Source organism: Pseudomonas sp. IzPS59 (assembly GCF_014863505.1).
In the GTDB taxonomy this organism is placed as follows: domain Bacteria; phylum Pseudomonadota; class Gammaproteobacteria; order Pseudomonadales; family Pseudomonadaceae; genus Aquipseudomonas; species Aquipseudomonas kribbensis.
Map to the genome: position 1 here is coordinate 2579126 of NZ_CP062251.1, position 22285 is coordinate 2601410.

Annotated in this window: 20 protein-coding genes; 10 read left to right on the forward strand and 10 right to left on the reverse strand. The window is 61.8% G+C overall.

Going from position 1 to position 22285, the window contains the following annotated elements; genetic code table 11:
• Positions 1-211 precede the first annotated feature (211 nt).
• Positions 212-652 carry a hypothetical protein gene (locus tag IF189_RS11530; RefSeq protein ID WP_225739958.1) on the reverse strand — a complete coding sequence of 147 codons (441 nt, stop codon included), beginning with the start codon at positions 650-652 and terminating at the stop codon, positions 212-214.
• A 578-nt stretch (positions 653-1230) separates the two neighbouring features.
• On the opposite strand from IF189_RS11530, the gene IF189_RS11535 reads away from it, so the two are divergent.
• Positions 1231-1593: a DUF6124 family protein gene (locus IF189_RS11535; RefSeq protein WP_192553329.1), complete on the forward strand. Its 363-nt coding sequence runs from the start codon at positions 1231-1233 to the stop codon at positions 1591-1593.
• Positions 1594-1732: 139 nt separating this feature from the next.
• Here the strand turns inward: IF189_RS11535 and IF189_RS11540 are convergent, their stop codons facing one another.
• On the reverse strand, positions 1733-2689 hold the full coding sequence (locus IF189_RS11540) for a GlxA family transcriptional regulator (RefSeq protein ID WP_192553569.1): 957 nt from the start codon (positions 2687-2689) through the stop codon (positions 1733-1735).
• 106 nt (positions 2690-2795) lie between these two features.
• On the opposite strand from IF189_RS11540, the gene IF189_RS11545 reads away from it, so the two are divergent.
• Together IF189_RS11545 and IF189_RS11550 are read left to right on the forward strand one after the other, a co-directional pair.
• Positions 2796-3590, forward strand: coding sequence for an SDR family NAD(P)-dependent oxidoreductase (locus tag IF189_RS11545; RefSeq protein ID WP_192553330.1), 795 nt, complete (start codon positions 2796-2798; stop codon positions 3588-3590).
• Positions 3591-3779: 189 nt separating this feature from the next.
• On the forward strand, positions 3780-6662 hold the full coding sequence (locus IF189_RS11550) for an ATP-binding protein (RefSeq protein WP_192553331.1): 2883 nt from the start codon (positions 3780-3782) through the stop codon (positions 6660-6662).
• Here the strand turns inward: IF189_RS11550 and IF189_RS11555 are convergent.
• The 3 genes from IF189_RS11555 to IF189_RS11565 form a co-directional block, all read right to left on the reverse strand.
• A complete protein-coding gene (locus IF189_RS11555; RefSeq protein WP_134827209.1) occupies positions 6649-7263 on the reverse strand; it encodes a response regulator transcription factor in 615 nt (204 codons plus the stop codon). The two genes, IF189_RS11550 and IF189_RS11555, sit on opposite strands and share 14 nt — an antisense overlap.
• A 77-nt stretch (positions 7264-7340) precedes the next feature.
• On the reverse strand, positions 7341-7712 hold the full coding sequence (locus tag IF189_RS11560; RefSeq protein WP_192553332.1) for a response regulator: 372 nt from the start codon (positions 7710-7712) through the stop codon (positions 7341-7343).
• Complete coding sequence (locus IF189_RS11565) at positions 7712-9298, reverse strand: PAS domain-containing sensor histidine kinase (RefSeq protein ID WP_225739959.1); 1587 nt, start codon at positions 9296-9298, stop codon at positions 7712-7714. The genes IF189_RS11560 and IF189_RS11565 overlap by 1 nt, the downstream gene beginning before the upstream one ends.
• Before the next feature lie 344 nt (positions 9299-9642).
• On the opposite strand from IF189_RS11565, the gene IF189_RS11570 reads away from it, so the two are divergent.
• Positions 9643-10608, forward strand: coding sequence for a quinone oxidoreductase family protein (locus tag IF189_RS11570; protein ID WP_192553334.1), 966 nt, complete (start codon positions 9643-9645; stop codon positions 10606-10608).
• On the opposite strand, the gene IF189_RS11575 is transcribed toward IF189_RS11570, so the two are convergent.
• A complete protein-coding gene (locus IF189_RS11575) occupies positions 10595-11824 on the reverse strand; it encodes an MFS transporter (RefSeq protein WP_192553335.1) in 1230 nt (409 codons plus the stop codon). The genes IF189_RS11570 and IF189_RS11575 overlap by 14 nt on opposite strands.
• A gap of 216 nt (positions 11825-12040) precedes the next feature.
• On the opposite strand from IF189_RS11575, the gene IF189_RS11580 reads away from it, so the two are divergent.
• The 4 genes from IF189_RS11580 (at position 12041) to IF189_RS11595 (ending at position 15865) form a co-directional block, all read left to right on the forward strand.
• Positions 12041-13387, forward strand: a complete 1347-nt coding sequence (locus IF189_RS11580; protein WP_192553336.1) for an epoxide hydrolase family protein — start codon at positions 12041-12043, stop codon at positions 13385-13387.
• Positions 13388-13486: 99 nt separating this feature from the next.
• Complete coding sequence (locus IF189_RS11585; protein ID WP_192553337.1) at positions 13487-14530, forward strand: alpha/beta fold hydrolase; 1044 nt, start codon at positions 13487-13489, stop codon at positions 14528-14530.
• 24 nt (positions 14531-14554) lie between these two features.
• Positions 14555-15064 (forward strand): cytochrome P460 family protein, encoded by a 510-nt coding sequence (locus tag IF189_RS11590; protein ID WP_192553338.1) that lies wholly within the window; start codon positions 14555-14557, stop codon positions 15062-15064.
• A 24-nt stretch (positions 15065-15088) separates the two neighbouring features.
• Positions 15089-15865: an alpha/beta fold hydrolase gene (locus tag IF189_RS11595; protein WP_192553339.1), complete on the forward strand. Its 777-nt coding sequence runs from the start codon at positions 15089-15091 to the stop codon at positions 15863-15865.
• Between the two features lie 46 nt (positions 15866-15911).
• On the opposite strand, the gene IF189_RS11600 is transcribed toward IF189_RS11595, so the two are convergent.
• A complete protein-coding gene (locus IF189_RS11600) occupies positions 15912-17126 on the reverse strand; it encodes a CynX/NimT family MFS transporter (RefSeq protein ID WP_192553340.1) in 1215 nt (404 codons plus the stop codon).
• A 134-nt stretch (positions 17127-17260) separates the two neighbouring features.
• On the opposite strand from IF189_RS11600, the gene IF189_RS11605 reads away from it, so the two are divergent.
• Together IF189_RS11605 and IF189_RS11610 are read left to right on the forward strand one after the other, a co-directional pair.
• Positions 17261-18076, forward strand: coding sequence for an AraC family transcriptional regulator (locus tag IF189_RS11605; RefSeq protein WP_192553341.1), 816 nt, complete (start codon positions 17261-17263; stop codon positions 18074-18076).
• A gap of 134 nt (positions 18077-18210) precedes the next feature.
• Positions 18211-18960, forward strand: a complete 750-nt coding sequence (locus IF189_RS11610; protein WP_011333687.1) for a creatininase family protein — start codon at positions 18211-18213, stop codon at positions 18958-18960.
• 70 nt (positions 18961-19030) lie between these two features.
• Here IF189_RS11610 and IF189_RS11615 read toward each other — a convergent pair whose 3' ends face one another.
• The 3 genes from IF189_RS11615 to IF189_RS11625 all read right to left on the reverse strand — a co-directional run bounded on the left by IF189_RS11615 (position 19031) and on the right by IF189_RS11625 (position 21480).
• Positions 19031-20464: a catalase gene (locus tag IF189_RS11615; protein ID WP_134827199.1), complete on the reverse strand. Its 1434-nt coding sequence runs from the start codon at positions 20462-20464 to the stop codon at positions 19031-19033.
• A gap of 152 nt (positions 20465-20616) precedes the next feature.
• Positions 20617-21033, reverse strand: coding sequence for an organic hydroperoxide resistance protein (locus IF189_RS11620; protein WP_134827198.1), 417 nt, complete (start codon positions 21031-21033; stop codon positions 20617-20619).
• A 21-nt stretch (positions 21034-21054) separates the two neighbouring features.
• A complete protein-coding gene (locus tag IF189_RS11625) occupies positions 21055-21480 on the reverse strand; it encodes a hypothetical protein (RefSeq protein WP_085733942.1) in 426 nt (141 codons plus the stop codon).
• Positions 21481-22285 lie beyond the last annotated feature (805 nt).

The following is a 22285-nucleotide window of genomic DNA, read 5'->3' on the forward strand; positions in this document are numbered from 1 at the left end:
TCATTGACGCAAGCATTTAATCTGACAGCGCCTAATTCCCTGTTTGTTCTACTTGCGGGACGCTTTCGTTCCCCAGAAATGTTCTGCGTCTGCTTTTGGCCGAAAGCGGTCGCTGACGAACAACCATAACCGCCCAGAAACGGCTAGGTAATAGAGCGCCCATCGACTACACGCTCAATACCTCATACCGCGACAGGCCTTATCAAAGAGATCAACGCTTTATTCCACGCACTGCATTCCGGCAATCCATTAACAAGTCATCCAGAAAGGGAGTGATTTCCCGCAATTCCATGAGGCCCCCTAGCTCTTCAGCAGCCGTTCTGATCGGCGACCAATCGTCGTGATCAAATATGAACCAGTCATCGCAGTGAAATGCAGCCCCGCTCAGGTCATTGCATAGTTCCCAGGTCGCCTGTAGCCGTGTTTTGATCTCTGTTGGCAACGCGCTGCCGCAGTTTGAAAGAGCGTCGTTTAACGGCAGTATCATTTCAGACCAGGCTTCGCATGCCGGACAGTACGGGATTGCGTTCCGCTGTGAATCCGCAGGCAGTGCCAGAAATTGCAGGGCCGGGATTACCTCGCACACGGCTAGCACTCGTTTGTACTCATCCTGACCGTACCACTCCCACAATGTCGTTGAAAAACCCATCATCAAACTCCAGAAAACCAATCCAGTCGAACGGTCTGCAACGGGGCTGCTCAACGCGCTCAGGCTGTTCTCGCTCAGATCGAACGATTGCTCAGGGTTGTGGATTCAACCAGTGGACTCAATTGGTCGCAATCGCGTATCTGAAGTTCTTCCAGTTTGCACCGCAGCAAGAAAAGGGGGGCGAGTTTATTTCGGAATCCGCCCTCATTTTTTTCCACCCGTTTAACCCTCCTAAAATACCCGTTTAAAAGACACCATCCGTAACGCCCTCAAGGCTACACAACCTTGCGTCATTGCCTACGACTACGCCAGAATCCGCCGGCTTGTGCGTCTGGGGCGCGGGTTTTATCGTTTCCGGGTCACTGAAAAACAGTGATCGGGTTTGGTAGCCCGGTTTACCTGTCGCATCGCAACACCAGTTTGCAGGGACTCTTTCGTCCTCTGTTTTATGGTGGCCATGCGTAGGGCGTCTTCGGGCGCGCCGGGTATCCAGGTGACCGGTCTACCAACCTCCGTATGGCCACCACCCTCGTTTGGTAGCGAGGTTGATGGCTCCACTTTCTCACCCTGGAGTTACATCAATGATCAAACCAACACCCAACCCACCCGAAACCGACCCGGTTTCCCCCTACCAATTCCCCGATTCCCGAACCCTCAACGAAGCCGCCGAGCGCGCACTCGACCATTACCTCACCCCGCAACAACGCATCATGGGCAGTCACTCAAAGCACGATCCCATGTTCCTGGCCAACCCGGCCTACAACAGCGAGTCCCTCCTGGCCAACGCCAGCGAATCCCTCGATTCCGCCAGTGAAATGCTCAGCAACTTCGCCGCGATCCTGGAGCCCGGCCACCGCAAAACGGCGCTGGGCATTGCGCAAGTGGTGATGGTCGCGGGGCTGGCGGTGAATCAGGCGTTGGATCATGTCGAGGTGAAGACGTGATCGGTTGATGGCTGTCGCTCAATAGTCGAAAAGAAAATGGCCGAGGTTGTCAGGTGTCACTGACGACCTCGGCCATTTTTCTTTTTTCCTGCACCTCTCAACGTTCTAGCAAAGGGGAGGTCTCGTCAGTCCGCGATATCTACACTTTCCCCACCACTTGCCGCGCATCCCGCCGCACCGCCTGCGGAGGCACGCCGAATCCTCGAATGAACGCTTCCCGCATATGGCGCCGATCGCGAAAACCGGATTCGCTGGCGACCACATCGAGGGAGTGTCGGCTTTGTTCGATCATCAATCGAGCGGCCTCCAGGCGCAGGCCTTCGATGGCTTTGGCGGGGGACTGTCCGGTTTCTGCGCTGAATATGCGGGTGAACTGGCGAGGGCTCAGGTGTGCCACGCTGGCCAGTTCTTCGACACTGAGCGGTCGGCTCAAATGCTGTCGTGCATAGTTCAGTGCGCTTTGGATGCGGTCGGATTTGGGTGCGAGGTCGAGCATTTCCGAGTGCTGCGACTGGCCGCCGGATCGGTGCTGGTGCATCACCAGTTTGTGCGCCACCGAGCGGGCGACGTCGGCGCCCAGGTCCTTTTCCACCATGCCGACGGCGAGGTCGAGGCCGGCGGTCATGCCCGCCGAAGTCCAGAAGGAGCCGTCGACGATATAGATGCGGTCGACGTCGACGCTGATTTCGGGATGACGTTTCTGCAAGGCCTGCGCGTAGGCCCAGTGGGTTGTGGCGCGGCGTCCGGTCAGCAGGCCGGCTTCGGCGAGGATGAAGCCGCCGGTGCAGATGCCGACGGTGCGCCGTGCCTGGTTGCCGGCCAGACGCACGAAGTCGAGCACAGCGGAGGCTGTGTCGGTTTTTTCCGGATCGTTGACCCCGACAACGATCCAGGTGTCGGCCAGTCCGGGCGCCTCGAGCGGGCGGGTTTCCATGGCCAGCCCCAGTGAGGAGCGCACCATGCCGCCGTCCGGCGAGAAGTTTTCGATGCTGTAGAAGGGCGCTTCGGCGATCTGATTGGCGAACTCGAAAACGGCTTGAGTCGCCAGGGAGAGCACCTGAAAACCGTCGGTGAGCAAGTAGCCGATGCGATGCATGGTGATTTCTCGGATGTCCTGAATCCATACCATATACGTCATTTGAGATATGGCCAAGCCGTCGCATCCTGTTCTCCAGTACTTCCCACAACCCTGGAGACTCGACATGACTCAATCCCGCCTCGGCACCGCCCTGATCACCGGCGCTTCGTCCGGCATCGGTGCCATTTACGCTGAACGCCTGGCCCTCCGTGGCCATGACCTGATCCTGGTCGCGCGAAATCGCGATCGCCTGAATGTCCTGGCCAAGCGCCTGAATGAAGAAACCGGCCGCCACGTTGAAGTTCTGGCTGCCGACCTGTCCGATCGGGCCGATCTGGCAAGGGTCGAAGATCGCCTCAAAACGGACGCCAATATTTCTCTGCTGGTGAACAATGCCGGGGTTGGCGCGACTCAGCCCTTGCTGGAATCGTACGTCGACAAGCTCGACGACTTGCTCACACTCAATGTGAATGTGCTGATGCGCCTGACTTACGCGGCCGTTCCAGGCTTTGTCGCCCGTGGCGGCGGCACGCTGATCAACATCGCCTCGATCGTGGCCATCGCCCCGGAGGTGTTGAACGGTGTTTATGGCGGCTCCAAGGCTTTCGTTCTGGCGTTCAGCCAATCCTTGCGTCACGAACTGGCGGACAAAAATGTCCGGGTCCAGGTGGTGCTGCCCGGCGCGACGGCCACCGAATTCTGGAGCGTGGCCGGGACACCGCTGGAGCATCTTCCGGAGGCGATTGTGATGCGAGCGGACGATATGGTGGACGCTTCGCTGTCCGGCCTCGACCAAGGCGAGTTCGTTACCATTCCGGCTCTTCCTGAAATCGCCGACTGGAATGCCTACGAGGCGGCGCGCCAGAAGCTGATGCCTGATCTGTCGCGCAGTGAGTCGGCTGCTCGCTATCGCGACTGACGTTCGACGCAGGCATCGATTTGCGAACGAAGGGGGCTACGAACATAGGCGCCGAAATTACCGGCTGAAGTTCTCACTCCGCACGCGTCAGGCTTGAACGACCGTGCAAAACTCCTATGATGCAAAGGGCCTGCGCCTGTGGCTTGCAACCGGCGAGGCCCCCTTCGTTTCCCAGTGAGATCGCCCCTCGTGGAGTCTATTCCAGACGCTTTGCATGAATCACTCATGACCCGGTTCGTGTTCGGGCCGTTTTGCGTCGTTCCAGGTAAAAGGCTGCTGACCAGAAACGAGGTGCCGGTGGAGATCGGCGGTCGGGCGCTGGATCTGCTGATTGCCCTGCTCGAGCAGCCGGGGCGGGTGCTGTCCAAATACGATTTGATCGAAAAGGTGTGGCCCGACAGCGTGGTCGCCGAAGGCAGTCTGCGCTTTCACATGACGGGCCTGCGGCGGATTCTCGGGGATGGCGAGGAGCACGCGCGTTATATCGCGACCCAGGTGGGTGTGGGTTATGCCTTTGTGGCGCCGCTGGAAAGGCAACTGTCCGGGGTTCAGCCGACGCCCATGGAGACCGGGCATCTCAGGGCCGCTTGCAGCCTGCCGCCGCGGGCGAAGTTGATCGGTCGTGAAACCGACCTGCAACTGGTCGTCGATCACCTGCAGCAGCCCAGGTTGTTCAGCCTCGTCGGTCCCGGTGGTGTCGGCAAGACCAGCCTCGCCATCGAGGTGGCGCATCGCATCGCCGCCCAGGGTTACGAACGCGTCTGCTTCGTCGACCTGGCCCAGGTGGAAGACAGCACGCTGGTGCCTTCAGCACTGGCCCGGTCGCTGGAAATCGCCGTACAGGCCGAAGATCCGATGTTCGTGTTGCTGGCGCATTTGCGCGAACAGCGGCTGATGCTGGTCATCGACAATTGCGAACACCTGATCGACGCCGTTTCGACCCTTCTGGAACAGATCAGCGACAGCGCGCCCGACGTGGGCATTCTGGCCACCAGTCGCGAGCCGTTGCGGGTGCGTGGCGAATACGTGCATTGGCTCAATCCGCTGGAGTTTCCTCGCGAGTCCCGGCACCTGTCCACTCAGGAGCTGCTGGCATTCGCAGCGATCAAACTGTTTGTCGAGCGCGCGTCGTCGAGCAACGCGGCGTTGCTGCTGGAGGCGGGTGGCGGGCAAATGATCGCGGACATCTGCCAGCGCCTGGAAGGCATGGCCCTGCCGATCGAACTGGCGGCGATGCGGGTCGCCAGCCACGGCCTGAAAGCCACGCACGCCTTGCTCGGCGAGCGGTTTTCACTGGGCTGGTCGGGGCGCCGGACGGCAGTACCGCGGCATCAGACGCTGCGTTCCATGCTCGACTGGAGTTACGACTTGTTATCGGCGCCGGAGCGTCTGGCGCTGGAGCGGTTGTCGGTGTTTGTCGGGCCGTTCTCTCAAGAGGCGGCGTCCCAGGTGGTTGCCGAGTCCCAGTCCGAAGGCCCTGCGGTGGCGGCGATCCTCGATGATCTGGTGTGCAAGGGGCTGGTCACGGTCGATCACAGTGATTCGACGGATTCCTATCGGCTGCTCGAGATGACACGCGCCTATGCCCGGGAAAAACTGGCGACCCGGGGTGACGCCGAAGTGAACTCGCTGGCCTTCAGGCATGCGGCGTATTACATGGATCTGCTGGGCCATCCCGGCACCTCGCCCGATGAGTTTTTCCGCAACTTTGCACGCCTTGCCAGTCAGTTGGGCAACGTACGCAGTGCGCTGGAGTGGAGCTTCGGGCCCCATGGCGATCCGGGCCTGGCGTTGCCCCTGGCAGCGGCGAGTGCACCTCTGTTCCTGCATTTTTCCTTGCTGGTCGAGTGCCGGACCTGGTGTGCCCGGGCCGTGGAACTGCTCGAACTGGGGTACTACGGCACGTCGACCGAAATGGAACTGCAGGCGGCGCTCGGGCTGGTGCTGATGTTCACTCAGGGCAACAGCGAAGCGGCCGAGAAGGCCTTGCTCCGGGCGCTGGACATCGCCGTTGCGCTGGCTGACCACGGCTCGCAGTTGAGGCTGCTTGGCCGCTTGCAGATTTTCTACGAACGCATTGGTGATTTCCCTTCGTCGCTGGCGTGGGCGGAGCAGGCAGCCGTGGTCGGCAACCTCCTGAATCAGCCGGCGGCCATCGCAATTGCTTCATCGCTGACCGGCATCTCCCATCATTTGCTGGGCGATCAGCGTCTGGCGCGGCAGGAGCTGGAGCGCTCGCTGCGCAACAGCTTGCCGTCCCATCCCAGCCACACCATCTACTACGGCTTCGATCACCGCAATCGCACCGGGCTGGCACTGGCCCGTTCGCTGTGGTTGCAGGGCTTTCCCGATCAGGCCCGACACTGGGCCGAGCTGATAGAAGCCGAAGCGTCGGCGCTGCAGCATCCGGTCACGTACTGCATCGCCATGGTCTGGATTCTGTGCATCTACATCTGGACCGGCGATCTGGAGAAGGCGGCCGCCAGCCTTGATCGGTTCAGTGCCGTGGCCGAGACCAATGCTTTGGGCCCCTATATTGCCGCCGCCCAAGGCTTGCGGGCGGCGATTGCGATCCGCGCCGAACAGCCCGGCGATGCGGTGCCGCTGCTGGAGGAAAGCCTGGCGCGGCTGCGTGGCATGCGCTACGAACTGCTTACGACATCGTTTGAAATCGCGCTGGCCGAGGGCCTGATTCTGGGCGGGCAACATGCGAAGGCGCTGGTGCTGGTCGACGGCACCATCGATCACTGTCGTCAGAGCGGCGACGCCTTTGCGTTACCGGAACTGCTGCGGATCAAGGCCGGAATTCTCAAGGAAATCAATGGCGAAAATATCCAGGCCATCACGACCCTGCTTGAGGCGTCCATCGCGCTGAGCCGCGATCAGGGGGCCTGGGCATGGGAGCTGAGGACTTCGATGGATTTGGCCAGGCTCTGGCTGGAACAGGGAAGGGCGGAGCAGGCCAAGGCGTTGCTCGGCGCGTGTCGCGAGCAGGTTTCCGAGGGCTTCGACACCCTTGACCTGCGCCGGCTGGAAAACCTCTGGCAAAGCCTTCGCGTCACGCGGGGGTGATCAGCGCCGCCATTTTCACCAGATCTGCCAGCGAGCGGGCTTTCATCTTGCGCATGACCTTGCCTCGGTGGGCCTTGACCGTGATCTCGCTGATCTCGAGGTCTGCGGCGATCAGTTTGTTCAGACGACCGCTGACCACTGCGGCCATGATTTCCTGTTCGCGGGGCGTCAGGGTCTTGTAGGCCTCAAGCACGGAACGCAGGGCTTTTTCACCTTCCAGAGCCGCACGGCTGCCTTCGAGCGCATCGCCCATGGCGGTCAGGAGCTCATCATCGTTGAACGGTTTGGTCAGAAACTCCACCGCACCGGCTTTCAAGGCTCGCACCGTGCGCGGAATGTCTCCGTACCCGGTGATGAAGATGATCGGCATGTTGTAGCGCTCGTCAGCCAGTGACGTCTGCAGATCCAGGCCGTTCAAGTCCGGCAGGTTGATATCCAGCACCAGACAACTGGGTACCCGCGCGCGGGGCTCGGCGAGAAAATCCTGCGCGGATTCGAAGAGTCGTGGCTGCCAGCCGGCGCATCGGATCATCAGCTCCAGCGACTCGCGCACGGAGACGTCGTCATCCACAACGAATACCACAGGCGTGACATCACTCATCGGCAATGCTCCGTGGCCGGGGGACACTGTGTGATTCGAGTTCAACATGTCGATTCCTTTTCTTTACCGCTTCGCGTTCAGTCGAGGGGCAGGGCAGCGCTCAGGGCCTTGATCAGTTGCGCTTCACTGAAAGGCTTGAACAGGCACTCCACCGCGCCGGTGTTCAACAGCTTTGCCTGTTGGCTGGCGTCGGCGTGAGCGGTGATGAAAATCACCGGGATGCGATAGCCGCGCCGCAGCAGTTCCTTGTGCAGATCCGGCCCGGACATACTTGGCATGGCCACATCGAGAATCAGGCAATCGGTCAGGCCGAGATAAGGCGACGCCAGAAACGCCTGCGCCGATGCGAACGCCTGGACAGCGAATCCGAACTCCCTGATCAGGTCAGGCAACGATTCACGAACCGACTCGTCATCATCGACAACCGATACGAGCAAGTACTTACCCATCAGTGATTCTCCATGACGCGATCACAGGCCTCGCGGTTGTCGGCATACGGGATTGAAAAGGCGAACGTCGCACCCGGGCCGTCGTTGGCAGAGGCCCGGAGTTGCCCGTCGTGGTGTTCGATAATGGAGCGACTGATCGACAGACCGACCCCCATGCCCGAGCTTTTGGTGGTGTAGAAGGCATTGAAAATCCGTTCCATGTCCTGTGGATCGACCCCGGTTCCGCTGTCCTTCACCGCCAGATAAACGCTCCGGTCTTGCTCCTGGCCGGTGCTGACGATCAAGTCTCTGGAGCGATCGGTGATGCTGCTCATGGCCTCGACGGCGTTCATGATCAGGTTGAGGATCACCTGTTGAAGCTGGACCCGGTCGCCCCTGACCGGCGGCAGGGCCTCGGCGAATCGAGGATGAAGCACCACGCCGTTGCGTTGCAGCTCGCCCAGCAGCATGGCGATGACTTCCCGTGCGGCGTCATTGAGGTCGACGTTTTCAATCGTGATGCTTTTTTTCGAGAACAACGCTCGCAAGCGGTTGATCACATCGGCGGCCCGATTGCCGTCGCGAATGGTGCGGCGTGCGGTTTCCAGGGCTCCGTCGACATTCGGCGGATCAGCTCCGAGCATCCGCAGGCAGGTGCTGGCGTTGGTGATGATGCCGGCCAGCGGCTGATTGACCTCATGGGCAATGGACGCGGTGACTGCGCCCAGGCTGGCGACTCTGGCCAGATGCGTCAGTTCGGAACGGGCCTTGGCCAGAAAGGCTTCCGCCTGTTTGCGGTCTTCGATGTCGGTGTTTTCGCCATACCAGCGCACGATCCGGCCCGCCTCGTCGCGCTGGGGCACGGCGCGGATCAGAAACCAGCGATAAATGCCGTCGAAGCGCTTCAGGCGGGCCTCGTACTCACCGGCATCGCCCGAGTGCAGAAGCGCCTGCCAGTAACCGCCCAGTCCGGGAGCGTCGTCGGGATGGATCGATGCCACCCAGCCATCGCCGCACGCCTCTTCAAGCGACATGCCGGTGTAATCGCACCACCGCCGGTTGACGAATCCGACACTGCCTTCGGGCGAAGCGCTCCAGACGAACCCGGGGACGGCATCGATGATGCCGCGCAGGCGTTCCTCCGAGCTGCTGACCTCCGCGAGAGCTTTGGCGATCAAGACCTTGTCCCGCCGGCGCTCATCGATATCGACCTGCAACACGCACCAGCGAGTGATGGTGCCTTCGCTGTTCCTGACCGGCAGGCCGCGCACATGAAACCAGCGATAGACACCATCGGCGCGCCGAATCCGATGCTCGATATCGTAGGGTGTGCCGGTGCTGACCGAATGCATCCACGCCGCGCTGACCGATGGCAGATCGTCCGGGTGCAGGGTGTCGCTGGCCTGCCAGTTTTTCAGTTCATCGAGGGGGATGCCGATGTAGTCCAGGATTTGCCGGTTGACCTGCTCCAGCTCACCGGACGGTGTCATGAAGGCGACCATGGCCGGAATGCTGTCGATGATCGAGTCGGCCTCAGGCATTGGCAGGCCCCTGTCATTGACGTGGCCTGGACCGTCTTCGATGACGCGCTCCCGCTCGTTCGCCATGTCGATTCTCATTGTGCAGTCACCGTTGAACAAAGATGCGCCTTCTGATGGCACTCGCCCATCATACTTTGGTGTCGCTTTCCGCGAATATCGGCCGCCGTCACGCATTGCGATGCGCATCACAGACCGCCCGGGGCTTTTGTAAGCCACTGTATCTACGGCCCCTCAAGCCACACAAGCATGCAAATGAGCCTGTTCGCGAAACTGCGCGGATACACCACCCGGCCACCCTTGGCGCTGGTTTCAACGTCTTCCGACGATTGAATGCAGACAACGTGACGTCCGCGCTCCTGCCACCCGAACGGCAGCAGGGCAGGTCGTCCCTGTGGCAGGGCAGAACACTAATGAAAGCAGTCGTGATCCAGGCCTTTGGCGGGCCCGAAGTCTTGACGGTGCAAGACATTCAACTGGCTGAACCGGGACCCGGACAAGTCCTGGTCAAGGTCATGGCGGCGGGTATCAATTTCATGGACACCGGTGTTCGTCGCGGCCTCGGCGCTGCCTGGGGGCTGCCGCTGACGCCGGGGGCGGAAGGCGCCGGTGTCGTTCTGGCCACCGGTCCGCAGGTGAAGGAATTCGCTGTCGGTGACCGCGTGGCCTGGCATTACGTGCCGGGCAGCTACGCCGAACAGGTGATCGCCCCGGTCAGCCAGTTGGTGCCGTTGCCGGACGAGATCGACTTCGCCACCGCCGCCAGCCTGATGATGCAGGGCCTGACCGCCAGCAATCTGGTGGACAAGGTGCATGCGATCCAGCCGGGCGATGTGGCATTCGTGCACGCGGCGGCGGGGGGCGTGGGGCTGATGTTGACCCAGTTGATCAAACTGCGGGGCGGCAAGGTCATTGGCCGGGTGTCCCAGGCCGACAAGTTGGAGGCGGTGCTCGCGGCCGGGGCTGACTACGTAGTGATCGGGCGCGCGCACAACATTGCCGGACAGGTCATGCGCCTGACGGAGGGGCAGCGAGTGAATGTGGTGTACGACGGCACCGGTGCGGAGGGCTTCGCCGAATCGTTGAGCCTGCTGGACCATTTCGGCACCCTGGCCTTGTACGGGCTGTTCATGGACCCGATCCCGCCGATCGATATCTTCAGCGTGCCGCGCAGTATCAAGCTGACGTATCCCTCGGTCATGCACTACGTGCGCAACCGCGAGCTCCTGCTGGAAAAGTCCCGGCAACTGTTTGCGTGGGTCAGCACCGGAAAACTGAAAACCTTCATCGGCCAGCGTTATTCACTGGACGGCGCGCAGCAGGCCCATCGCGATATCGAGTCGCGCAATACGACGGGCAAGCTGATCATTGTTCCTTAGTGCCACGCCAGATCAGCAGCGCTGCCAACAGCTGGCTGCCGGCGAAGAACGTGAATAGCTCTTGCGCGGTCCATCGGGCATCCAGCAGAAAACCGGCGACTATCGGCGAAATGATCGCCCCCAGGCGCCCCATCGCCAGCACCACGCCGACGCCGGTCGTACGGACTGACGTGCAGAACGCCTGAGGGGCCAGGACATACAGGGCGGCGACCGCACCGTTGAGCATCAGGCCAAGCGTGACGGCCACGAGCGCGGCCAGACCGGGCACGTGCGAGGCCGGCACCATCAGTGGCAGCAGGGCGGCGTTGAGCAGCAGGAAACCCGACGACAATCGCCGGCAGCCATACCGATTGGCCGCCAGTCCCAGCAACAGGGCGCCGAGCATGCCCCCCGACGCCAGCAGAACGCCGATCCGGGCGCCTTGCCGATCGGTAAAACCGTTGTGCACCAGAAGACTCGGGGTCCAGCTCATCACGAAATAAAAGCAGAACATCAACAGAAAGAGTGCCAGCGCCAGCGACGTGGTCTGTTGCCACTGCCCCGGCGAAAACGGTCGGCCGGCATTGTCTGGCGACGTTGGCGTGACAGGCCCGCGGCGTTCAAGTGCCAGAAATGACGGCGATTCTCGCAGCCAGAAGACGCCCGCCAACGCCGCCGCCAGCGTGATACAACCCCCCGCGAGAAAGACATACCGCCAGCCCATGAAATCATTCAATACGTGAGCCAGCACCCCGCCCAGGCTGGCGCCCATGGCGAAGGCGAGGGATTGCAACGCGATGGCCAGGTTGCGCCGCTGCGCGCTGGCGTGCTCGAACGTCAGCACGTTCGCCCCCACCAGCACCGCCCCCGTGCCGATGCCGGTCAACAGTCGCAAAAGCATCAATACGTGATGATTCTGGCTCCAGAACGACAGCAACATGCTCAGGCCGCCGAGCAGCAGGCCGGCGAGCAATAACGGCCTGCGCCCGAAGCGGTCGGCCCTGGGCGCGGCCAGCAGCGAACCGAGCGCCATCCCGACCAGGCTGGCGCTCAACAACAGGCCCGTTTGCGCACCGTTCAACGTCCACTCCGCTGATACCCGGCTGGCGGTGAAGGCCATGGCCATCACGTCCAGCCCGTCGATCACGTTGAACAGCATGCACAGCCCGATCACCCACCACTGCGAAGTGGTCGATGACGTGCCGCACGGGCGTTCGAGCGCTGTTTCCCCACGCATCCGCAATCCTTGTTCTGCCAGGTCATTCGAATGGGCCGGCTCGCCGAGCCGTATCCCCGCCGCATTTTGCCCGTTAACCGCTGCTGAATTCGAGCGCGATTTTGCGCCTCATACCAAGGTATCGACCGACACCATCGTGTAATCGCTGCGAGGGTGGCGGGGTGGTCTGATCCGATTGGCGATGCCTTTCGAATAATGACTACAAGGAGATCCAACATGGTTGCGGTTACGTGCGGTTCCACATGGCGCCATTGCCTGGCGTCAGCCATCAGAAGAGGGGCCCTGGGCCTTGCCGTGCTGGCAGGCAGCGGCGGCGCCTGGGCCACCGGCCCGACAACCGATCAGTCGCAAGCCATTCGCCCGTACCACGTTCATGTGGATGAAGCGAAATTGACTGATCTGCGCAAACGCATCGCCGACACCCGTTGGCCCGACAAGGAAACGGTCAACGACGTGTCCCAGGGCGTGCAACTGGCCCAGGTCGAGGCCCTGGTGAAGTACTGGGGCAGCGGTTATGACTGGCGCAAGGCAGAGGCGAAACTCAACGCCTTGCCGGAGTTCGTGACCACGATCGATGGCGTCGACATCCAGTTCATCCACGTGCGCTCACGCAACCCCAACGCGATGCCGCTGATCCTCACCCATGGCTGGCCGGGTTCGCAATTCGAGTTCCTCAAGACCATCGGCCCGCTGACCGATCCCGTGGCCTATGGCGGCAAGGCGGAGGATTCGTTCGACGTGGTGATTCCGTCGATTCCCGGTCACGGCTTTTCCGGCAAGCCGACCGAACTCGGCTGGGGCCCGGACCGGGTGGCGAAGGCCTGGGATGTGCTGATGAAACGCCTGGGTTACACCCACTATGTGTCTCAGGGGGGCGACCACGGTTCAGTGATCTCTGATGCGCTGGGCCGTCTGGCACCGCCCGGTTTGCTGGGCATTCACTTGAACATGCCCGCCACCGTGCCACCGGAACTGGTCAAGCCGATCAATGGCGGAGACCCCGCTCCGGCAGGGCTGAGCGGCCCGGAACTGACGGCGTTCAACTCGCTCAGCAAATTCTTCGGACGCAACGCGGCCTATGGCGCAATGATGGTGACTCGACCACAGACCATCGGTTATCTGCTGGCGGATTCGCCTGCCGGTACGGCGGCGTGGATGTATGAAAAATTCGCCGCCTGGACCGACAGCGACGGTCAGCCCGAGAAGGTGCTGAGCCGCGATGAAATGCTTGATGACATCAGCCTGTACTGGCTGACCGACAGCGGCGCCTCGTCCTCTCGTTTCTACTGGGAGAACAACAACAATAACTTCAGTGCCGCCGCGCAGAAGACCGCGGACATCAAGGTGCCGGTGGCGATCACCGTGTTCCCTCACGAAATCTATCGTGCCCCCAAGGTCTGGTCGCAGCGTGCCTATCCATCGCTCGCCTACTTCAGCGAAGTCGGCAAGGGCGGTCACTTCGCGGCATGGGAGCAACCGCAATTGTTCAGCGAAGAACTGCGCGAAGCCTTCCGGCCACTGCGCGCGGCTGCGCAGAAAACCGCGGCTCAGGCAGCGCGCTAGCCCTTCAATCGGCAATTCCTTCAACGCTAAGCCCTTCAACGCAAGCCCTTCAACCAAAGCCCGGAACCGCCGCCCGGCGGTTCACGAGGGAGACTCGGTATGACTGACCATAACGCTGTAACTCAATCCCGGCGCGTGCTCGCCGTTTCGATGCTGGCGATTGCGCTGGGCATCGCCTCGGCGTACGCCAGCGCCGCCGAAGTGCCCGCCGGCAAGATCGACGCAATTACCGCCGGCAGCAACGTTTCATTCGGCGCGCTGAAACACGTCAAGGCCGGACTGCTGGACGTGTCGTACGCGGAAACCGGCCCCGCCGATGGGCCGGTGGTGATCCTGCTGCACGGCTGGCCCTACGACATTCACAGCTACACCGACGTGGCCCCGGCACTGGCGCAGAAGGGCTATCGGGTGCTGATCCCCTATGCGCGCGGTTATGGCGATACGCGCTTTCTGTCGGCCAAAACCGTGCGCAACGGCCAGCCCTCGGCGCTGGCGAAGGATCTGATCGATTTCATGGACGCCTTGAACATCAAGCAGGCTGTGCTCGGCGGGTACGACTGGGGTGCACGCACCGCCGACATCGTCGCCGCGCTCTGGCCGGAACGGGTGAAAGCGCTGGTGGCAGTGAGCGGTTACCTGATCGGCAGCCAGGACGCCGGCAAGACCCCGTTGCCGCCGGCGGCGGAGTTGCAGTGGTGGTATCAGTTCTACTTTGCGACCGAGCGCGGCCGTCTGGGGTACGAGAAAAACACCCATGACTTCGCGAAACTGATCTGGCAATTGGCGTCGCCGAAATGGAACTTCGACGATGCGACCTACGACCGCAGCGCCGCCGCGTTGCAGAACCCGGATCACGTCGCCGTGTCGATCTTCAACTACCGCTGGCGTCTGGGGCTGATCAAAGGGGAACCGCAATACGATCCGCTGGAGAAAAAACTGGCGGCATTCCCCTCGATCGGCGTGCCGACCATCACCCTGGAAGGCGACGCCAATGGCGCACCGCATCCACCGGCCGAGGCCTACGCCAAACGCTTCACCGGCAAGTACGAATACCGCCTTGTCAGCGGCGGTATCGGTCATAACTTGCCGCAAGAAGCACCGCAGGCGTTCGCTCAGGCGGTGATCGATGCCGATCATCTCTGATTGCCGGCCTGAGGGGATCCGACGATGAAACTCAACCATTGGGCCGTGTTGCCGGCGGCCATTGCGCTCGCTGCGCTGGCCGCCACCGGTGTCGCGTTGGGCGAGGCCGATGACGGCGACGCCTCGCCGATCTACGGCGTGAAGCTGCCGAAAAACTATCGTCAGTGGGCGCTGATTGCCCCGGCCCAGGAAGCCGCACCGCTGGATGAATTGCGAGCGGTGCTAGGCAATGAACGGGCGATCAAGGCTTACCAGAGCAAGACGCTGCCGTTTCCCGACGGCACGGTGCTGGTCAAGCTGGCGTGGAAACGCGTGCAGTCCCCGGAGTTCGAACCCGCCTCGATTCCGGGGGCGGCCACCACCGTTCAGGTGATGGTCAAGGATTCGCGCAAATACGCCGCGACCGGTGGCTGGGGATTCGGCCGCTTCATCAACGGCAAACCCGCCGATGAAGCCCAGCACCAGACCTGTTTCGCCTGCCATCAGGCGCGGGTGCAGAACCACGATTTTGTCTTTACCCGATACGCCCCCTGATCCCGTCATACAAGGAGTTGTCACATGAAAAGAACATTGACTGCATTGACCCTCGCTGCCGGCCTGTGCCTGGGCGTGAGTGCTTTCGCTCAACCCGCCAAACCGACCGTGGTACTCGTGCACGGCGCGTTTGCCGACGCATCGAGCTGGAACGGCGTGGCGAAAATTCTCGAGAAGGATGGCTACACAGTGATCGCCGCCGCCAATCCGCTGCGCGGCGTCAAGAGCGATGGTGCGGCGGTATCTGCGTTGCTGAGCAGCATTCAGTCGCCAGTGGTGCTGGTCGGTCACTCCTATGGCGGCAACGTCATCAGTGAGGCGGCCAACGATCATGCCAATGTCAAAGCGCTGGTTTATGTCAGTGCCTTTGCGCCCGAAGCCGGTGAAACCGTTGCCGGACTCGCCGGCAAGTTTCCCGGCAGTACCCTCGGCCCGACACTGGCGCCACCCGTTGCGCTGACCGACGGCGGCAAGGACTTGTACATCCAGCAGAGCAGGTTTCACGATCAGTTCGCCGCCGATGTCCCGGCTGCACAAGCGGCACTGATGGCCGCGACCCAACGCCCGGTCACCGAAGCGGCGCTGAACGAGCAGGCCGGCACGCCTGCCTGGAAGCACATTCCGTCGTGGTACATCTATGGCGACAAGGACAAGAACATCCCGCCTCAGGCGATGGCGTTCATGGCCAAACGTGCCGATGCCAAGGCAGTCGAGGTGGTGAAGGGCGGCTCTCACGTGGTGATGGTGTCGAACCCGGCACCGGTGGCCCGATTGATTGAAAAAGCCGCTGCGGCCAACTGAAAGCCTGCGACGTGCCGAGGCGCGTCGCAGGTCTGTCACCTCCTGCTCAGGCAGCGGACACCTGTGGCGATGCCGCCGGTGCCAGTCTGAGCAGCGGGGTGATGCCGAGCATCAACAGCAGAACCGCGAACAGCAAGGTGTACGCCGGGCCATAGTGTCCGGTGTATTCGCGCAGGGCACCAAAAAACAACGGGCCGAGCGCGGCGATCAGGTAACCGATGAACAGCATGAACACCGTCCACAATCCGGCCTGTTCGCTGGTGCTGGCGTGATCCAGCGGCAAGGTCATGGCCACGGTGAAGCCCATGCCCAGCCCGATGGCTGCGAGCACCACATACAGCATCGGCCAGTACCCCGGCAGGAACGCCATGCCACCCAGCCCCAGCAGGGCCAGCAACGCCGACAACCCGAGCAGGCCGCGCCGGTCGTGGGCCTTGCCCGGAATCAGCCCCGCACCCACGCTGGCAACAGCGAACACCGCCGTAAAAATGCCCAGCAGAATGCCCGGGGAAACACTCGACGTGGCCGCTTCCACCGACGCAGGCGCCATCCAGGCGAAGAGGGCGTAAACCACGAATTGACCGGCACCGAAATTCAACGCGATCAGCCACGCCTGCGGATTGCCCCACGGCAGGCGCTTGCTCTGGTGCGACGGCGATTTCACCACTGGCGCCGGTGTCGCAAAACGCCGCGCCATCCACACCCAACTGGCGATGGCGGTGACACACAGCACGCTCCAGATCCCGGCGCCGACCCGCCAGTCCTGCGCCAGCTCGGCAATCGGCGCGCTGCACACTGCGGCGAGGGTCGCGCCCAGGCTCAGTCCGCCGGCATAGATGCCCATGAACAGTGCCGGCCGTTGCGCAAAGTGAGTCTTGATCCACGCGCCGGTCATTGCACCGGCGACCGCAATGCCGACACTGGCAAAAAATGTACTGCCGAGCAGGAAAAACGCATTCGGCGAGAGCGCCCGCAGCAAGGTCGAGGCCCCCAACAGCGTCAGTGCGACAACTACGCTGCGGTCGATCCCGAAGCGCCTGGCCAGGCTCGGAACCACCAGCGCGAACACGCCCATGCAGATGTCGGGGATCGAGGTCAGCAGCGCGGCCTGGGTGTAGCTCAACTGGAAGTGCTGCTGGATCAACAGCAGAATCGGTCCCACCGAAATGATCGGCGGCCGCAGGGCGATGGACAGGATCAGCAGGCCGATCACCGCCGTAATGGCCTGCTGGCTGCTGGAGAGATTGCGGGTGATTGCCATGGGAAAAGCCTCATTGATGAACAATGAGCGCAAGGCTAACAATGGGCCGGCCATGGCAAATGCCAGGGTTTGTCGTCAAAGTGACAATCCTGGCCTTACGACGATCAAGGGCTGATTTCAGGAGACTCCACGCGATGAGACAAGAGGTGCGCAAGGTCGTCGCCAGGCGTGAGTCCGCGCCGCGCAGCGAACGTTATCCCGACTATCAGGATGTGCCGCGGGTGATGACCGTGCTGGTGCGCGATCAGGCCACCGGCGAATACAACGAACCGCACGTGCATCGGCACGGGCAGTTGCTGTATGCCTCGAACGGCGTGATGCGGGTGGCCACCGAACGCGGGTTGTGGATCCTGCCGCCGAAGCGGGCATTATGGATTCCACCCGGGGTGATCCATGATCAGTTGATGCTGAGCGCGGTCAGGATGCGCTCGATCTACATCGAGCCGCAGGTCTGCGCAGGGCTGGGCGATCACTGCAAAGTGCTGGAGATCCCCGGACTGTTGCGCGAGTTGATTCTGGCCCTGGCCGACCAGCCGATCGAATACCCGCAGGAAGGGCGCAACGCGCACATCGTGGCGTTGATACTCAGTGAACTGCAGGCGGCGCGGACGTTGCCGATCGAAGTGCCGTGGCCGGTCGACAGGCGACTGGTCACGGTGTGCGAGGCGATTCTGCAGGACCCCGGACAAGACCATTCGATCGGCTATTGGGCAGACCGGGTCGGCGCCAGTTCGCGCACGCTGATTCGCCTGTTCGTCAATGAAACCGGCCTGAATTTCCGGCACTGGCTGCAGCAGGTGCGGCTGGCGACCGCCATCGACCGGCTCGACAAAGGGCAGTCCGTCGGGGTGATTGCCCGGGACCTGGGCTATGCCAGCCAAAGCGCCTTCAGCGCAATGTTCAGACGGATGATGGGCGAATCGCCCCGTGAGTTTCTCGTTCGCGATTAGGGCGTTTCGGCGATTCCGATACCTTCGTATTCTGTCGTCGAAGGGAGGCGGGTGTTATCAATGACGCTGCTGTTGCAGGTGCATTGAACGCCAACCCTCGTTCCGCGAGGAACCTTCGAAGAGTGAGAATCCTGATGCTTTTATACCTATCGACCTGGTCCGAAATCGCCCAATTCCTCGAACGCAGCCGCACCATCGTCATCCCGATCGGCTCCAACGAGCAGCACGGGCCGACCGGCCTGCTGGGCACCGACTGGATGTGCCCGGAGATCATCGCCCATGAAGCGCAGAAAAGTGCAGACATCCTGATCGCCCCGACTTTCAATATCGGCATGGCGCAACATCACCTCGGTTTCCCTGGCACCATTTCGCTCAGGCCCTCGACTTTCATCGCCGCCATCGCGGACTGGACCCGTTCGCTGGCCGCCCACGGCTTTGAAAAGATCTTTTTCCTCAATGGCCACGGCGGCAACATCGCCTCGATCGAAGCGGCGTTTTCGGAGCTGTACGCCGAGGCGAGTTTTGCCCGGCGCAAGGCCGGGTTCGCCCTGAAACTGTGCAACTGGTGGGATCTGGAAGGCGTGAATGAGCTGGCCCGTGAGCAGTTCCCGACCGGCCACGGCATTCATGCGACGCCTTCGGAAATCGCCGTGACTCAGTGGGCCTATCCCGATTCCATCAAGTCGGCCGACTACTCGCCGCAGATCGCCAACTGGGGCCCGATCCGCGAAGCCGCGGACTTCCGTGCCCGTCACCCCGATGGCCGCATGGGCTCGGACCCGGCCCAGGCTTCGCCGGAAAAGGGCCGGCAACTGGTGGAGATGGCGGCTCGCGGTCTGGTGCAGGAGGTGCAGGCCTTCAGCCGCGAATCATTGCCTGACTGACCCGTACAAACAACAACGCCCGGATAATCCGGGCGTTGTTGTTTCGGCTGCCTGCCAGCGTCTTTGCAGATCAGCCCAGTGCCTCGATGGCTTGCGCGACTCCTGCGCCGTACGCCGGATCTGCCCGGGTGCAGTGGTCGATGTGTCGTTGTTTCGACTCAGCGCTGGCGCCATGAATCGAGTGCGCGGTGTTATCGAACAGGGCCTGTTTCTGGGCCATGGTCATGGCCCGGAACAGCGCGCCGGGTTGCGAAAAACAGTCGTCGTCCTCGCGGTGATCCCAGTGCCCGGCGCTACCTTTGAGGGCCAGCGGTGGCTCGCTGAAATCCGGTTGTTCGACCCATTGGCCATGGCTGTTGGGCTCGTAGCCGAGGGTGCTGCCTGCGTTGGAATCGGTGCGCATCTGGCCGTCCCGGTGATAGCTGTGGACCGGGCAGCGTGGGGCGTTCACCGGGATTTGATGATGATTGACGCCCACGCGATAGCGCTGTGCATCGCCGTAGGAGAACAGGCGGGCCTGAAGCATCTTGTCCGGTGAGAAACTGATGCCGGGCACGACGTTGGCCGGGTTGAAGGCTGCCTGTTCGACGTCGGCGAAGTAGTTGTCGGGGTTGCGGTTAAGTTCAAGTACACCGACTTCGATCAACGGGTAATCCTTGTGGGGCCAGACCTTGGTCAGGTCGAAGGGATTGATCGGGTACGTCTCGGCGTCCAGCTCCGGCATCACTTGCACGTAGAGCTTCCATTGCGGGAAGCGGCCTTCCTCGATGCTGGTGTACAGGTCGCGCTGGGCACTTTCGCGATCATCGCCGATCAGTGTCGCGGCTTGCTGATCGGTCAGGTTCTCGATGCCTTGCTCGGTCTTCCAGGTGAATTTCACCCAGAATCGCTCGTTCGCCGGGCTGATGAAACTGAACGTATGGCTGCCGAAACCATGCATGTGGCGGTAGGTGCGCGGCAACCCGCGATCACTCATGACGATCGTCACCTGATGCAGCGCCTCGGGCAGCAACGTCCAGAAATCCCAGTTGTTGCGGGCGCTGCGCAGGTTGGTGCGCGGGTCGCGTTTGACCGCATGGTTGAGGTCGGGGAATTTCAGCGGATCGCGCAGAAAGAACACCGGCGTGTTGTTGCCCACCAGATCCCAGTTGCCTTGCTCGGTATAGAACTTGATGGCAAACCCGCGAATGTCACGTTCGGCATCGGCGGCACCACGCTCGCCGGCCACGGTGGAAAACCGGACGAAGATATCGGTGGTCTTGCCCACGCTCGAAAACAGTCTGGCCTTGGTATAGCGGCTGATGTCACGGGTGACGGTGAAGGTGCCGAACGCCCCCGAACCCTTGGCGTGCATGCGCCGTTCGGGAATGACCTCACGATCGAAATGCGCCAGCTTTTCCAGCAGCCATACGTCTTGCAACAGCACCGGGCCTCGCGGGCCGGCGGTCTGCGAGTTGTTGTTGTCCACCACTGGTGCGCCGGCGGCGGTCGTCAGCTTTTTCATGCGCTACTCCTGGCTTTTGTCGGTTTGCCGCCATCACATCAAAAGCCTTGGGAGCCCTCTATTGCACCATGGTGTCGCTGCATGGCCGCCAGGCAGGGCAGGCGTGTCTGGCGTGTCGGCGGCTGGCCGGTTCGGGAGCGGCAGATGGGGGATCAGGCGAGGGTGATGCTGACGTTGATGTTGCTGCGTGTGGCTTTGGAGTAGGGGCAATTCTGGTGCGCGGCTTCGATCAGTTGGCGTGCCACTTCCGGCTCGATCTCCGGCAATGACACGGCCAGGCGGGCCTGCAGGAAGAACCCGTGCTCTGCGTGTACGAGGTCGACTTGAGCCTCCACCTCGGCGTTTGCCGGGAAGCCGATCCTGCGAGCGTTGCAGGCGTGGCGCAGGGAGCCGAGAAAACAAGCCGACCAGCACACCGCGAACAACTGCTCGGGATTGGTTCCCGTCCCCGGTGCGCCCGGAGGGGAGAGCCTGAGATCAAGTCGACCATCGTGACTGCGTGCGGTCCCCTCACGGCCTCCCGTGGTGCGGGTCTGTGCGGTATAGAGCGTTTTTTCGATGTTGATCATGGGCATTCCCTGGTGAAGATTTCACTGCGTCGAAAGATCGATGCAGGCTGAGCGTGGGGTGTCGTGACGTTCTGCGGCAGACGCACCCGCTAGCGGCGTGGGGTGGTCCGGCGCTGTGATGCCCCGATGGCCCAGGTTGTCGAGCAACGTGGATCGTGCAATCTCGATGAGCCATGCCCGAAACGGAAAGCCGGGGTCATGCCGGGCCTGCTCGAGATAAAGGGTCTTGAAGGCTTGCTGGACGAGGCGGCCGGTGTCCTCGCGACTGATCCTTCCGGCCTGTACCTGGCCTTCGAAATAGGCGATGAGCAACGGTGTCACCGTCGCGAACAGTTGTTGGGATTCAGCCCTGTCATGCCTGACGGCGCCCGTGACCAAGGCATACAGTTCGTCGTTGCCGAGTCGGTCAGCCTCGCACAGGCAATGTTGGCGATAACCTTCAGCCATGATCGGATCCCTCGCAAAACCATCGTTCGACCGACCGCGACAACCCATGATGTCTGCAGGTTGCCTGACGTTCAGCGGTGAGCGTCAATCCTGCCCCCAGGACCTGATCGACTGCCAGTTATGCGTTGTTAGCGCTTGTTAGCGATGCCTGAATGATGTGTTTGAAGTGATGACTGCCTGGCTGTCAGGCCGGGGTCTTGGCGTGGTTTTCAGGCGGCGGATGCCTGAAGGACGGGCAGGTTTGCGCGGGCGCATTTATGACAACCCGATCGCTTGGCCATCATTCCGATGGCGTAGGAAACACCCGATATTTATTTCGCACTTTTCCTACATTTTGTTTGCCTCTCCAGCAAAAAACGTGGTTATTATCCGGCGGCGCTACGGGTCACAAACCCGGCGCCAGAAGATTGCCGTGTGTCTACAGACCCGGCAATCGCAGCCGATCGGGACCACCCTGGCGCTGTCACCCACCGCGCAGGTTGTTCCTCGTCGTTGACCCTCAAATGGAAGTCGAGGTTTCAATTGATCACGCGGTTTGCAATCGACGATGCAATGAGCAGGGCGACGGATGTCGTCAACGATTCTGTCATCTCCCCAGCTGCCTGCGCGGACCGCGCCGCGGTGTTCTTCGCCAGCCTTTCTCCCCCCGGTTTCCTGTGTGTGCCTGCGTGCGACGCGAGTCTGCATGCGCGTGCCGCGCCATCTTCCTGAATTCGAATGACCGAACCGGTACCTGATACCGGGGCCTGACTGGCGGGGCGCGTGCTGTCTCTGCCTGATCACAAAAATAATGCAGTCATGGACG

Bases quoted from the DNA above. Each gene is read 5' to 3' on its own strand.
- IF189_RS11530 (WP_225739958.1), bottom strand. From the start codon at position 652: ATGATGGGTTTTTCAACGACATTGTGGGAGTGGTACGGTCAGGATGAG.
- IF189_RS11535 (WP_192553329.1), top strand. From the start codon at position 1,231: ATGATCAAACCAACACCCAACCCACCCGAAACCGACCCGGTTTCCCCC.
- IF189_RS11540 (WP_192553569.1), bottom strand. From the start codon at position 2,689: ATGCATCGCATCGGCTACTTGCTCACCGACGGTTTTCAGGTGCTCTCC.
- IF189_RS11545 (WP_192553330.1), top strand. From the start codon at position 2,796: ATGACTCAATCCCGCCTCGGCACCGCCCTGATCACCGGCGCTTCGTCC.
- IF189_RS11555 (WP_134827209.1), bottom strand. From the start codon at position 7,263: ATGAGTGATGTCACGCCTGTGGTATTCGTTGTGGATGACGACGTCTCC.
- IF189_RS11560 (WP_192553332.1), bottom strand. From the start codon at position 7,712: ATGGGTAAGTACTTGCTCGTATCGGTTGTCGATGATGACGAGTCGGTT.
- IF189_RS11565 (WP_225739959.1), bottom strand. From the start codon at position 9,298: ATGGCGAACGAGCGGGAGCGCGTCATCGAAGACGGTCCAGGCCACGTC.
- IF189_RS11570 (WP_192553334.1), top strand. From the start codon at position 9,643: ATGAAAGCAGTCGTGATCCAGGCCTTTGGCGGGCCCGAAGTCTTGACG.
- IF189_RS11575 (WP_192553335.1), bottom strand. From the start codon at position 11,824: ATGCGTGGGGAAACAGCGCTCGAACGCCCGTGCGGCACGTCATCGACC.
- IF189_RS11580 (WP_192553336.1), top strand. From the start codon at position 12,041: ATGGTTGCGGTTACGTGCGGTTCCACATGGCGCCATTGCCTGGCGTCA.
- IF189_RS11585 (WP_192553337.1), top strand. From the start codon at position 13,487: ATGACTGACCATAACGCTGTAACTCAATCCCGGCGCGTGCTCGCCGTT.
- IF189_RS11590 (WP_192553338.1), top strand. From the start codon at position 14,555: ATGAAACTCAACCATTGGGCCGTGTTGCCGGCGGCCATTGCGCTCGCT.
- IF189_RS11595 (WP_192553339.1), top strand. From the start codon at position 15,089: ATGAAAAGAACATTGACTGCATTGACCCTCGCTGCCGGCCTGTGCCTG.
- IF189_RS11600 (WP_192553340.1), bottom strand. From the start codon at position 17,126: ATGGCAATCACCCGCAATCTCTCCAGCAGCCAGCAGGCCATTACGGCG.
- IF189_RS11605 (WP_192553341.1), top strand. From the start codon at position 17,261: ATGAGACAAGAGGTGCGCAAGGTCGTCGCCAGGCGTGAGTCCGCGCCG.
- IF189_RS11610 (WP_011333687.1), top strand. From the start codon at position 18,211: ATGCTTTTATACCTATCGACCTGGTCCGAAATCGCCCAATTCCTCGAA.
- IF189_RS11615 (WP_134827199.1), bottom strand. From the start codon at position 20,464: ATGAAAAAGCTGACGACCGCCGCCGGCGCACCAGTGGTGGACAACAAC.
- IF189_RS11620 (WP_134827198.1), bottom strand. From the start codon at position 21,033: ATGATCAACATCGAAAAAACGCTCTATACCGCACAGACCCGCACCACG.
- IF189_RS11625 (WP_085733942.1), bottom strand. From the start codon at position 21,480: ATGGCTGAAGGTTATCGCCAACATTGCCTGTGCGAGGCTGACCGACTC.